Source organism: Streptomyces sp. H39-C1 (genome assembly GCF_027158125.1).
GTDB lineage: Bacteria > Actinomycetota > Actinomycetes > Streptomycetales > Streptomycetaceae > Actinacidiphila > Actinacidiphila fildesensis.
This window is the reverse complement of record NZ_JAPVLS010000029.1, coordinates 56,050-68,295: the sequence shown is the minus strand read 5'-3', so window position 1 is coordinate 68,295 and position 12,246 is coordinate 56,050. Positions and strand designations below refer to the sequence as shown.

Annotated in this window: 7 protein-coding genes and 2 tRNA genes; 5 read left to right on the top strand and 4 right to left on the bottom strand. The window is 70.8% G+C overall.

Annotated elements, in window-relative coordinates; all coding sequences use genetic code 11:
• The first annotated feature begins 14 nt into the window (after positions 1-14).
• Positions 15-854 carry a metallophosphoesterase family protein gene (locus O3W51_RS20565; RefSeq protein WP_138358383.1) on the top strand — a complete coding sequence of 280 codons (840 nt, stop codon included), beginning with the start codon at positions 15-17 and terminating at the stop codon, positions 852-854.
• A 218-nt stretch (positions 855-1,072) separates the two neighbouring features.
• Positions 1,073-1,468 (top strand): nuclear transport factor 2 family protein, encoded by a 396-nt coding sequence (locus O3W51_RS20560; protein WP_138358385.1) that lies wholly within the window; start codon positions 1,073-1,075, stop codon positions 1,466-1,468.
• 98 nt (positions 1,469-1,566) lie between these two features.
• Here the strand turns inward: O3W51_RS20560 and O3W51_RS20555 are convergent.
• Both O3W51_RS20555 and O3W51_RS20550 read right to left on the bottom strand, forming a co-directional pair.
• Positions 1,567-1,640, bottom strand: a tRNA-Lys gene (locus O3W51_RS20555).
• Positions 1,641-1,744: 104 nt separating this feature from the next.
• The gene (locus O3W51_RS20550) at positions 1,745-5,503 is read right to left on the bottom strand and encodes a S8 family peptidase (RefSeq protein ID WP_198357326.1); all 3,759 of its coding nucleotides are present in this window, start codon (positions 5,501-5,503) and stop codon (positions 1,745-1,747) included.
• A gap of 127 nt (positions 5,504-5,630) precedes the next feature.
• Between O3W51_RS20550 and O3W51_RS20545 the strand changes: the two genes are divergently transcribed.
• Positions 5,631-5,704 (top strand) — tRNA-Lys (locus O3W51_RS20545).
• Positions 5,705-5,806: 102 nt separating this feature from the next.
• On the opposite strand, the gene O3W51_RS20540 is transcribed toward O3W51_RS20545, so the two are convergent.
• Positions 5,807-6,562 carry an IclR family transcriptional regulator gene (locus O3W51_RS20540; RefSeq protein WP_138359245.1) on the bottom strand — a complete coding sequence of 252 codons (756 nt, stop codon included), beginning with the start codon at positions 6,560-6,562 and terminating at the stop codon, positions 5,807-5,809.
• Positions 6,563-6,907: 345 nt separating this feature from the next.
• Here O3W51_RS20540 and O3W51_RS20535 point away from each other — a divergent pair, with 345 nt between their 5' ends.
• Together O3W51_RS20535 and O3W51_RS20530 are read left to right on the top strand one after the other, a co-directional pair.
• Positions 6,908-8,014 (top strand): LLM class flavin-dependent oxidoreductase, encoded by a 1,107-nt coding sequence (locus O3W51_RS20535; RefSeq protein WP_244809189.1) that lies wholly within the window; start codon positions 6,908-6,910, stop codon positions 8,012-8,014.
• Positions 8,015-8,350: 336 nt separating this feature from the next.
• Positions 8,351-10,081, top strand: coding sequence for a glycosyl hydrolase family 18 protein (locus tag O3W51_RS20530; RefSeq protein ID WP_244809187.1), 1,731 nt, complete (start codon positions 8,351-8,353; stop codon positions 10,079-10,081).
• Positions 10,082-10,184: 103 nt separating this feature from the next.
• On the opposite strand, the gene O3W51_RS20525 is transcribed toward O3W51_RS20530, so the two are convergent.
• Positions 10,185-11,960 carry a putative bifunctional diguanylate cyclase/phosphodiesterase gene (locus tag O3W51_RS20525; RefSeq protein ID WP_138359239.1) on the bottom strand — a complete coding sequence of 592 codons (1,776 nt, stop codon included), beginning with the start codon at positions 11,958-11,960 and terminating at the stop codon, positions 10,185-10,187.
• Positions 11,961-12,246 lie beyond the last annotated feature (286 nt).

The following is a 12,246-nucleotide window of genomic DNA, read 5'->3' as shown; positions in this document are numbered from 1 at the left end:
CCTACCGTCTGCATATGCCGGATGGAAAACTCTGGGGGATCAGCGACCTGCATGTGGCGTTCGCGGAGAACCGGAAGATCGTCGAGGGCCTGCGCCCCGGGTCGGACACCGACTGGCTGATCGTCGCGGGTGACGTGGGCGAGCTGACGGACGGCATCGAGTGGGCGCTGACCCTGCTCAGCAGCAGATACGCCCGGGTGGTGTGGGCGCCGGGCAACCACGACCTGTGGACCCCGGCCGAGGATCCGGTCCAGTTACGCGGCGAGGCGCGCTACCGCCATCTGGTCGAGATGTGCCGCTCGCTGGGCGTGCTCACCCCGGAGGACCCGTACCCGGTCTGGGAGGGCGCGGGCGGCCCGGCCGTCGTGGCGCCGCTGTTCGTCCTCTACGACTACACGTTCCGCACCGACACCGCCGCGAACAAGGAGGAGTCGCTCGCCCAGGCGTACAAGTCCGGGATCGTGTGCAGTGACGAGTTCCTGCTGCATCCCGATCCGTACCCGAGCCGCGACGCCTGGTGCCGGGCCCGGCTGAAGGAGTCCGAGCGGCGGCTGCGGGACTGCGATCCAGCCCTCCCGCTGGTCCTGGTCAACCACTTCCCGCTGGTCCGCCAGCCCACCCGGATCCTGCACCACCCGGAGTTCGCCCAGTGGTGCGGCACCGAGCGGACGGCCGACTGGCACCGGCGGTTCACGGTGAGCGCGGTGGTCTACGGCCATCTGCACATTCCCCGGACCGCCTGGTACGACGGGGTGCGCTTCGAGGAGGTCTCCGTCGGCTACCCCCGCGAATGGAACCGCCCCGGCCACCCCAGGACCGTCCCCCGCCAGATCCTGCCCGAGCCGGCGCGCTGAGGTCTGCGGCCCCGCGGCTCCGTGGAACCGGGAAGCCCCCCGCTTCCGCGAGGGGCCTTCGATCCGGATGCCGGGACCACGGGGTCACCAGGTTGAACACCGGGTAGTCGGCGGAGCGCGGCGCGCCCCTGCCCACCGGGTGGTCCGGCGGCCCGCCCGGTGAGAGGGTGAATACATCAGCCTCTATCCCTGCCTGTCCAGGAAGGTGGCGAAATGCCATGGCTGAACATCCGAACGCCGCGCTGATTCGTAAGGGCTACGAGGCGTTCTCACAGGGCGACATGGACACACTCGGCGGCATGATGACGGCCGACTGCGCGCACCACGTCCCCGGGAGTCACCAGCTTTCCGGTGACTTCAAGGGACTGGAGGCGGTGCTCGGCTACTACGGCCAGCTCGCCGCGCAGACGAACGGCACTCTGCGGGTCGAACTGCGGAGCGTCTTCGTCGACGGCCGGGGCCATGTGATGGCGGTGCACCAGATCAGCGCCGAGCGGGCCGGCAAGAAGATCGACATGGCGGGCGGCATCGTGTTCCGCGTCATCGGCGAGAAGATCACCGACCTCGACGAGTACGTGGAGGACATGGCGGTGGCGGACGACTTCTGGGCCTGATCCTTCCGGGCCCGATCCCGCGCGGCGGCCCGTCCCGACCGGCCGGAAACGACCAAGGGCGCTCTTCCTGGAGGAAGAACGCCCTTGGTGTTCTGCTGTGCGCCGTCAGGGACTCGAACCCCGGACCCGCTGATTAAGAGTCAGCTGCTCTAACCAACTGAGCTAACGGCGCCTACGGGTCAATCATACGGGGCCGGAGGGGGTGCTGATGACCATCCTCCCCTCCGGCCCCGCGTCATGATCGGCGTGGGACGACCACGCCGGGCCACACCGGGATCAGCGCAGGCCGAAGGCCCGGATGATCTCCTGGCTGACGGTGCCGCCCTTGCCGTCCTGCGCGGTGGCCTTGAGCGAGACCGAGCCGCCGGGCTTGTTCGGCGTCCTGACGAGCGTGGTCCAGGAACCGTCTCCCGTCCTGATCAGGAGGGTCGGAGCCCAGGTTCTGCCGTCGTCGTACGAGACCGACAGCGTCGCCCTGGTGGCCTTCGTCACACCGGCCAGCCACTGCTGCGTGGCGGACGACAGACCGATCCGCGTCCACTGCCCGGCCTTGACGTCACCCGCGGTGTCGGTGGCCACGTCGTAGTCGAGCTGCAGCAGCTTGACGTCCTCCTGCCAGGGTCCGTCCTGCGGAATCGCGCCGGAGACGAAGCCCCACTCGGTGTGCGTGCGGATCGAGCTCTTCCACTCCTTCGCGTCCCGCGCGGAATCCAGCACCAGGCGGTAGGGGAGGGTCTGCGGGGAGACGCTCCACAGTCCGCCGGCCCGGCCGGTGCCCTTGGTGATCAGGGTGTCGCCCTGGTAGGCGGCGTACGTGGTGGCGCCGTTGTACTCGTCCGACGGCATCGAGCCGGAGTGGCCCGCTCCCGCGTCCGTCCACGGAGTGATGTTGAACTGGATGTCGTTGTAGACGCTGCGGTTCGGGCCCCAGAACGCCTGGCCCAGACGCGGCCGCTGGACCCCGCCGAACCACTCGGTGGAGTAGTGCCGACCCGCGGTGAAGTGGTCGTTGCCGCCGCGCATCTCGAACAGCTCGTCCGAGTAGTCCGGCTGGTAGACCGCGTGGTCCTCGTACCAGAAGCCGGCGCCGTGCTGCGGCGAGACGTACTCGGTGCGCACGCCGGGGTAGGACTCCTTCTCGGTGAAGCCGATGCCCGGCCCCCAGGCGGGGATGTCGTAGCGGAAGCCGCCGCCGGCGCGCTGCCGGTCGCCGTCGTATTTCGCGTCGATCCGGGCGAGGTCCCGCTTGGGGTCGGGGGTGTAGGCCAGGGACCGGTCGGGGATCGTGCCGTCCTGCTGCGAGAGCAGGTCGTAGAGGTAGCGCGGGTCGGTGCGCTGCGTGACGTCGAGGGTGAGTCTGCCGCCCTTGGCGTCGGCGACGAGCCGGGCGCCCGCGTCGCGCATGATCGAGACGACACTCAGGGAGGTTTTGGTGCCCGCGTCGTCCGCGTAGTAGTCGGAGAGCCGGCCGGTGCCGTCGTTGACGACGATCAGCAGCTCGGCGCCCGCCTTGACGGCGTTCGCGGCGCGGTCGGCGGGAGGGACGTCATCGCTGCGGGTGACGACGACCGCCTTGCCCTTGGCGTCCAGGCCCTGGTAGTCGGCCGCGGCGCCCTTGCCCGCGGTGACGACGCGCAGCTTGGCCGAGCCGTCGTTGACGGTCGCGCCGGCCTGCGGCAGCAGTTCGAGGTCCCGGCCGTGCGCCGAGGCGTCGACCTGCTTCTCGCCGAGCCGCCAGCGGGTCACGAAGGAGAAGGTGCCGTCGGTGACCTTCCGGGTGGGCGCGGCGTAGACGGTGTCGAACGCCGGCGGCACGATGTACGCGTCGCGGATGAGATTGCCGTTGGAGAAGGTGCGGGCGATGTCCAGGTGCAGCTGCCGCTGCTCGGTCTCCTGCGGGACGCGGGCGCTGACCTTGTGCGCCGTGCTCGCGTCGAGCGCCACCGTGGTGTTCTTCGTGAGCACCGTCTCTGGACTGGTGAGCACCGCCAGGCCGCGGGAGTCCGGGGTGTCACCGGTGACCTCCAGCTCCGCGTACGCCATGTACGTGCCCGGCGGGAGCCGCAGGGTGCGCTCGCCGGCCACGGCGAGCGGCGACGGGTACGGGTTGTCCTTCTCGGCGAGGACGACGGTGCCGGCGGCCGGCTTCCCGTCGCGTCCGGTCAGCTTGATCGTGTAGTCGTAGAGCTCCTGCTCCTTGGTGAGCGCGAAGCCGGTGTGCGCGACGGCCTTGCCCGCGGCCGCGTCGGTCGCGGTGACCTGGCCGGAGAAGGTGGTCGCGGACGGGACGGTGGTGGGGTCGAGGGTGAGGGTGACCGTGGCGGTGCCGCCCGCCGGGACGGCCACCGTCCTCGCGGACAGCGTGTAGGCGCCGGCCGCCTGGGCGGCCGGGTCCAGCGCGAGGTTCAGCGTGACGGCCGCCGCGCCGTTGTTGCGGTAGGTGAGGGTGCGCGTGGTGCTCGTGGCGCCGGCGTGCGGCCACTTGTAGACGGCGGCGTCGACCGAGCCGGTGGCCTGGACCGTGGAGTCCACGGCGGCGAGCACATCGAGCCGTCCGGTGCCCATCTCGTACGGCGTGAAGGCGGTGAGCTGCTGGGACGAGCTCATCAGCGCGTCCTTGAGCTGCTGTCCGCTCCAGTCGGGGTGCCGCTGCTTGAGGATCGCGGCGGCGCCGGCCACGTGCGGCGTGGCCATCGAGGTGCCGGACATGGTCTGGTACATGCCGCTGCCGGAGGCGAGCGCCTGCGAGCGGGCGGCGGTGATGTCGACGCCGGGCGCCGAGATGTCCGGCTTCAGCGCGTACGAGCCGCTCAGCGGACCCATGCTGGAGAAGTCGGCGCGGCCGTCCTGCTTGTCCACGGCGGCGACGGTCAGCGCCGCGGCCGCCGAGCCGGGAGAGCCGATGGAGCCGGCTTCGTATGCGTTTCCGGCGGCGATGACGAAGAGCGGTCCGCCGTTCGCGGAGAGGTTGTCGACCGCCTGCGACATCGGGTCGGTGCCGTCGTCGGGGAGCGGCGAGCCGAGGCTCATGCTGACCACGTCGGCGCCCTGGGCCCTGGCCCACTCCATGCCGGCGATGATCCAGGAGTCCTCGCCCGAGCCCTCGTTGGAGAGCACCTTGCCGATCAGCAGCTTGGCGCCGGGCGCGACGCCCTTGTAGTCGCCGTTGGAGGCGGCTCCGGTGCCCGCGATCGTCGAGGCGACGTGCGTGCCGTGACCGTTCCGGTCGGTGACCGGCTGGTCGGGGACGAAGCTCTGCTCGGCCGAGACCTGGTCCTTCAGGTCCGGGTGGGTGTCGTCGATCCCGGTGTCCAGGATGGCGACCTTCCGGCCCTTGCCGTCGTAGCCCTGCGCCCAGGCCTGCGGCGCGTTGATCTGCGGTACCGACTCCTTCAGGCTCGCCTCGACCCGGCCGTCCAGCCACAGCTTGTCGATGCCGTCGTCGAGCGAGCGGGCCTTCGCCGCGGCGGCCGGTGCGGCCACCACGTCCTGCCAGAAGGCGCGGGTGTCCTTCTTCCGCGCCTTGAGCGCGGCGCCGCCGATGCTCGGCAGCTGCCGGGTGGTGGTGCTGCCGGCGGGGGCGGCGGGCAGCGAACGGGCGGCGCGGGCGGCGGCGGTGTAGGTGGCGATCATCGGGACGCCGCCGGAGCGGGCGTCGTCGTAGCCCATCTTCACCAGCGCGGTGAGGTCGAACAGCCGGCGGTCGAGCTTGCCGGCGGCGAGCAGCGGCAGCGCCTCGTCCGGCAGGACGTAGGTCTCACCGCCCGCCTGCTGGACGTGCACGCCGCCGGGGGCGCCGTGCGGGCGGTCCACGGTGACGGTGTCCTGGTTGCCGGCCCCGTCGGCGAAGTGCACGACGTCCCCGGTGACCAGGGTGATGTCGTACGTGGTGGCCTGCTGCGGTGCCGCTTTGCGCGGGGTGGCGCCGGGGGCGGCGGTCGCGGGGGTCGTGGGGAGGAGGAGTCCGGTACTGAGCGCGAGCGCGAGCGCGGTGGCGCTGGCGAGCAGGGAGGCACGGCGTCTTATCGGCGTCATGCACATGATCTATCGGCCTGGAGCCGCGCCGGGCACCGGCACAGCCTGGCAGGATCCCGCCTGGCGGAGATCCGCCGCCGGTTTTTAAGCACCCCGGAGGATCGGGTACGATCTTCCATGTCAGCACGCGCCGTTAGCTCAGTTGGTTAGAGCAGCTGACTCTTAATCAGCGGGTCCGGGGTTCGAGTCCCTGACGGCGCACCGACGGTCGAAGGCCCCTCGCGGAAGCGGGGGGCCTTCTTCGTGTCCCGGTCCCGGTGTCCTCCGGCCACGTGGTGGCCGGCCCTGGTGGGTCCCGGTGGGTCAGAAGCTGAGGGAGAGCAGCACCGGCGCCGCGCGTTCGTTCAGGGTGTCGACGGCCGGTTTGAGGCGGTGCGCCTGTGAGGTGGGCATCGACAGCGCGAGGCACGCGACCGTCTTCCCGATGGTGACCGGTACCGCGGCGCAGACCGTGCCGACCGCGTATTCCTGCAGGTCGAGCATGGGATGGCTGGCCGGCCGGCTTTCCAGTTCCGACAGCAGGGCCTTCTCGTTGACGACCGTGCGCGAGGTGAGGCGCGCGGTCCGGTGCCGGGACAGGTGTTCGCGGCGGCCGCGGTGGTCGAGCTGCGCGAGCAGGCACTTGCCGACCGCGCTGGCGTGGGCGGAGGAGCGGAAGTCCACCCATTCGTTGACCCGTGGGGTGGTCGGCCCGTCCGCCACGTCGACCACCGTCACCTCGCCGTCGTCGTAACGGCCGAAATAGACGGCGGCGCCGACCTCGTCGCGCAGCTCGTTGAGGACGCTGTTGAGCTTGTCGGCGAGCGCCTGCTCGCGGTCGGCGGCGGCCAGCAGCACGAGGGATTCGCCGGTCACGTAACCGCCGCCGGGCAGGAACGAGAGATAGCGCTCGCGCTTGAGCATGGCCAGCAGTTGCGAGAGGTAGCCGATGGGCACGCCGATCTCGCGGGCCAGCTGCTCGGCCGTCACGCCGTGCCGGTGGTGGTCGACGGCCTCCAGTACGCGCAGCGCGTACTGGACCGCGTACACCGGCGCGATCTGTCGGTACTCAAGCGCCACGGAATCCCCCTGCAGGTGTGCCGTTCGCGTCCGGTGCGGCGTGCCGTACGTCACGGCTGTAGCTGCTGGTCACGGCCGATGGGCGTACCGATCGGACCCGACAGCCGAGCCGCTCCCCACGATAGCCGCAACGGCCTTGAAGGTAGAGGCCGTTGACCGGCCGATTGGTGGGCTTCGTGCGTATATGCAGGAAAGCGCCGCATCGGCATATGCCATGGGCCTTGTCGAGGGGGGTCGGGGTGAAGAGCGGCGCGAAGATCGGGGCGATGGTCGGCCGGGAATAACCGGAGTACGTCTCCGGTTCCAGTTGCCGCAGGCGAATACATGACCGAGGAGGCGCCCCCCGTGGGAGACGAACCGCAGACCACCGATGACATCCGCGGAGCAGCCCGTGGCAGCGCGCCCGTGCCGCTGTCCGTGCTCGACCTGGCGACCGTGGGAAGCGGGCTGACCGCCACCCACGCCCTGCGCGCCAGTGTCGAACTGGCCAAGCTCGCCGAGGCCCGCGGATTCCACCGGATGTGGGTCGCCGAGCACCACTCGATGCCGGGTGTGGCCAGTTCCTCCCCGGCGGTGATCCTCGCCCACCTCGCCGCGTTCACCCGCACGCTCCGGCTCGGCTCCGGCGGAGTGATGCTCCCCAATCACGCCCCGCTGGTGATCGCCGAGCAGTTCGGCACCCTGGAGGCGCTCGCCCCCGGCCGGATCGACCTCGGTCTGGGCCGCGCGCCCGGCACCGACGGCGCCACCGCGGCCGCGCTGCGCCGCACCGACCGCCCGGACGGCGCCGACGACTTCCCGCAGCAGCTCGCCGAGCTGACCCGGTTCCTGGACGACGACTTCCCGGACGGGCACCGCTACGCGCGCATCCACGCGATCCCCGGACCGGTGCAGGGCTCCGTCGCCGGCGGGGTGCAGTCCGCGTCGCGTCCGTCGGTCTGGCTGCTCGGCTCCTCCGGCTTCAGCGCCCGGCTGGCCGGCGCACTGGGCCTGCCGTTCTCCTTCGCGCACCACTTCTCGGCGGCCAACACCGTTCCCGCGCTGGAGCTCTACCGCGAATCGTTCCGCCCGTCCGCGGTCCTGGACCGCCCGTACGCCGCGATCGGTGTCTCCGCCCTCGCGGCCGACGACCCCGCCGAGGCGCGCCGCCAGGTGCTCACCGGCGCGCTCGGCATGCTGCGGCTGCGCACCGGGCGGCCGGGGCTCATCCCGTCGCCCGAGGAGGCCGAGGCATACGAATTCAGCGCCCTGGAGCGGGAGTTCATCGACTCCTGGCTCGTGAACGTGGTGCACGGCGGCGCGGAGGAGGTCCGCGACGGGCTCGACGCCCTGGTGAAGCGGACCGGCGCGGACGAGCTGATCATCACGGCCAACGCGCATACGCCGGCGGCCCGTCTGCGGTCCTACGCGTTGATCGCGGACGCGTACGGGCTGCCCGGCGGCGAGTCGTAGGGCCTCGGAACGAACCTGGCGGGGCGACCCCGAGCCCGCCCTCCTGATCGCTCCGGCGGTGAAAAGCGGGTTTCCCGAAGGGGCGTGGTTCGTCCCCCGGAAGGACATCTTCCGGATCCTTAACTCAGGCTAAAGCCGCTTGTCAGCACCTGCGACAGGCGGCTTTTCGCTGGCCGGAGGGGGTTTCCGGCGGGCAGGCGTGGCGTCAATTGGTCTAGTCCTAAGTCTGGTTCAGACCATTGACCGGAGCATCTCAAGGGCGCTATTCATGGCGCAGCCCCCTGCTCCTCCCTCTCCCCCCGGAGGTCTTTCGTGCAGCTCCAGAAAAGATCACTCGTGGCTGCCGCCACCAGTGCGGCCCTCGCTCTCGGCGCGATCACCGCGCTCGTCGGCGGGCTCGCCCCGGCGAGCGCCGCGGGTACCGACGCTCAGCCGGCCGCCGCGGCCGCGAGCAGCGGCGGGGTGAAGATCGCCTACTACGACCAGTGGAGCGTGTACGGCAACGCCTTCTACCCCAAGGACCTCGACACCCGGGGGATCGCGAGCAAGCTCGACGTCATCAACTACTCGTTCGGGAACATCCACCCGACCGACCTCACCTGTTTCGAGGCCAACAAGGCCGCCTCGCAGGACGAGAACAACCCCAGCGCCGGTGACGGCGCGGGCGACTCCTTCGCGGACTACCAGAAGTCCTTCGGCGCGGCCGACAGCGTCGACGGGGTGGCCGACACCTGGAACCAGCCGATCACCGGCGCGTTCAACCAGCTGCGGAAGCTCAAGGCGAAGTACCCGAAGCTGAAGGTGGACATCTCCATCGGCGGCTGGACGTACTCCAAGTACTTCTCGGACGCGGCGAAGACCGACGCGAGCCGCAAGAAGCTCGTGACGTCCTGCATCGACCAGTACATCAAGGGCAACCTGCCCGTCGACGGCGGCTTCGGCGGCCCCGGCTCCGCGGCCGGCGTGTTCGACGGCATCGACCTCGACTGGGAGTACCCGGGCTCGACGGGCGGCCACCTCGGCAACCACGTGGACGCGGCCGACAAGCAGAACTTCACGCTGCTGCTCGCCGAGTTCCGCAAGCAGCTCGACGCGTACGGCGCCGCCAACGGCGGCAAGAAGATGCTGCTGACCGCCGCGCTGCCGGCCGGCCAGGACAAGATCGCGCACATCGAGACCAACAAGGTCGGGCAGTACCTCGACTACGCGAACATCATGACCTACGACATGCACGGCGCCTGGGACACCGACGGACCGGTCTACCACCAGTCGCCGCTCGTCCCGTCGGCCGGCGACCCGACCGACCCGATCGCGCCGGGCACCGAGAAGTACAACGTCACCAACGCGGTGAACGCCTGGCTCGACGGCAACGCCGCATACGGCATCGCCGGCGGCTTTCCCGCCAACAAGCTGACGCTGGGCTACGAGCTGTACTACCGCGGCTGGACGGGCGTCCCCGCCGGTGCCAACCACGGTCTGGGGCAGCCCGCCACCGGTCCCGCCCCGGCCCGCAGCCTGAGCGCGACGGCCGGTATCGCGTACTACAAGGAACTCGGCGGCATCGTCGACAACCCCGCGACCACCTTCTGGGACGACGCGTCGAAGTCCTCGTACTTCTACAACGGCACGGAGTTCTGGACCGGTCTCAACGCCCAGTCGATCCAGGCCCGCGCGGACTACGCGCACTGCCGCGGACTCGGCGGCGCGATGATGTACTCGCTGCTGGACCTCGACACCGGCACCACGCTGCTCAACAAGATCAACACCGCGGTGGGCGGCTCCGCGAGCGGCTGTGGCACCACCACCACGCCGCCGACGACCCCGCCCACGACTCCTCCGACCACTCCGCCCACGACGCCTCCGACCACGCCTCCCACCACCCCGCCGACGACGCCGCCCACCGGCACCTGCGCCGCGGCCGCCTGGAGCTCCTCCGCGGTCTACACCAGCGCCAGCGGAACGGTCTCCTGGAAGGGCCACAACTGGAAGGCCAAGTGGTGGACGACGGGCGAGGAGCCCGGCACCACCGGCGAATGGGGCGTGTGGCAGGACCTCGGCGCCTGCTGACCTGACCGCCCCATCCGGAGCCCGCGTCCCTTCCCCCCACGGACGCGGGCTCCGGCATGTGCCGGTCCGGGGCCCGCTCCGGCCTGGGAGCAGCCGGCCGGCGTCAGCCCGCGAGCAGTTCGGAGATCCGCTCGGCGGCGACGGGGCGGGAGTAGTGCCAGCCCTGGCCGGTGTCGCAGCCGATCCGCCGCAGCCGCTCGGCCTGTTCGGCGTTCTCGACGCACTCCGCGGTGACGGTGAGACCCAGCCGGTGGGCGAGCTCCACCAGGGCCTCGACGATGGTCTCGTCGGCGGGGTTGGGGTGTTCGGCGGAGCGGAAACCCTGGACGAAGGAGCCGTCGAGCTTGAGCGCGGAGACCGGCAGCCGGCTCATGTAGGCGAGGTTGGAGTAGCCGGTGCCGAAGTCGTCGATGGCGATCCGCACGCCCATCTCGCTCAGCGCGTGCAGGGCCTGCAGCGGCCGGCCGGCCGAGCCCATGACGGCGGACTCGGTGAGCTCCAGCTGCAGCAGCTCCGGCGGCAGCCCGGTCTCCTCCAGGATGGCGGCGACATCGGCGACGAGGTCCGAGTCCCAGACCTGGCGGACCGCGACGTTGACGCTGATGAAGATCGGGTCGTCCGGGTGGTCCTTCTGCCAGACCCGCGCCTGACGGCACGATTCGGCCAGCACCCAGCGGCCGAGCTGGACGATGGAGCCGTTCTCCTCGGCGAGCCCGATGAAGCGGTCCGGCGCCAGCCGCCCGAAGTGCGGGTGCTGCCAGCGGACCAGAGCCTCGACGCCGCGCAGCACACCGCTGTCGAGCCCGACGAGCGGCTGGTACTCCAGGATGAACTCACCGCGTTCCACGGCCTGTCGCAGCGTGCTGGACAGCGCCTGCCGGGTCATGCGGTGGGCGTTGCGCTCGGGGTCGAAGAGCGTCCAGCGGGCCTTGCCGTCGGCCTTGGCCCAGTAGAGCGTGGTGTCGGCGGCCTGCATCAGACCGGTGGCGGAGCTGCCGGCGACTTCGCGCTCGACCACGCCGATGCTCGCCGACACGGCGAGCCGCTGACCGTCCACGTCGAACGGCCGCTGCAGTGAGGTGAGTACGGACTCGGCGAGCACGGTGGCCTGTCCCGTGCCGGTGGAGTCCCGGACGAGCAGGGCGAATTCATCGCCGCCGAGCCGGGCGACCAGGTTGCCGCCGGGCTCCGCGCAGGTCAGCAGCCGCTGGGCGACGGCGGCGAGCAGCTGGTCGCCGATCCGGTGCCCGAGGGTGTCGTTGATGGCCTTGAAGCCGTCGAGGTCGAGGTAGCACAGCCCGATCCGGCCGGTCCTGCTGCCGGCGCCGTCGAGGGCGGCGGAGAGCCGCTCGAAGAACAGCGCCCGGTTGGGCAGCCGGGTGACGGAGTCGTGCATCTGCAGATGGCGCAACTGCTCGCGCAGGCTGTGGCGTTCGCCGATGTCCTCGACGGAGAGCAGCGCGGTGCCGCAGGCGCTTCCGGTGCCGGCGAGCGTCACCTCGGCCCACAGGGAGCCGCCGCCGCGGCGCTTGATGCGGCGGGTGCAGCGCAGTTGGTCGCGGCGGCCGGCGAGCACCTCGCGGTAGGCGATGCGCACCGGGTCGTCCTCGGCCAGGCCCAGCAGTCCGGTGGCGACGCGCGCGGCGAGCCCGGCTGCGCTGGTGCCGAGGAGCGCGCCGAGCGCCTGGTTGGCCTCCAGTACCCAGCCGTCGCGGTCCACCAGCGCCATGGGCAGCCGGGCCGCGGTGAAGGCGGCGCGGTAGTCGCGCGGTTCACCGGCCGTGGGGCCGAGCGGTCCCGGAGGGGAACCGTTACTCAGCGTGAGGATTACCGGTGTGATGTCGGGTTCGGCACTGGGGCCGCCCGAGGGTCCGCCCATTGCCCGCTCCCCGTGTCGCGCTGGTCTCGGTGGCGATCATAGGCGCTGGCGGAGCGGCGGATCCAGCGCCGTCGTGGTGATTCTTGGCACGCAAGCTGACGGATTGATCGTTTCTGCACGAATGCGACGAGCAACTGACCGATTCGGATAGGCCATTACGCACAGTAATGAAGCCGGAATCACCCCGTGCGGAGCAACTCAACAGGACATAACGCCGCAATTCATAGCAACGTGGTGAAGGTGCCCCGAACGGGCTCACGATTCCTCCCCGGAGGTCCATGTGCGG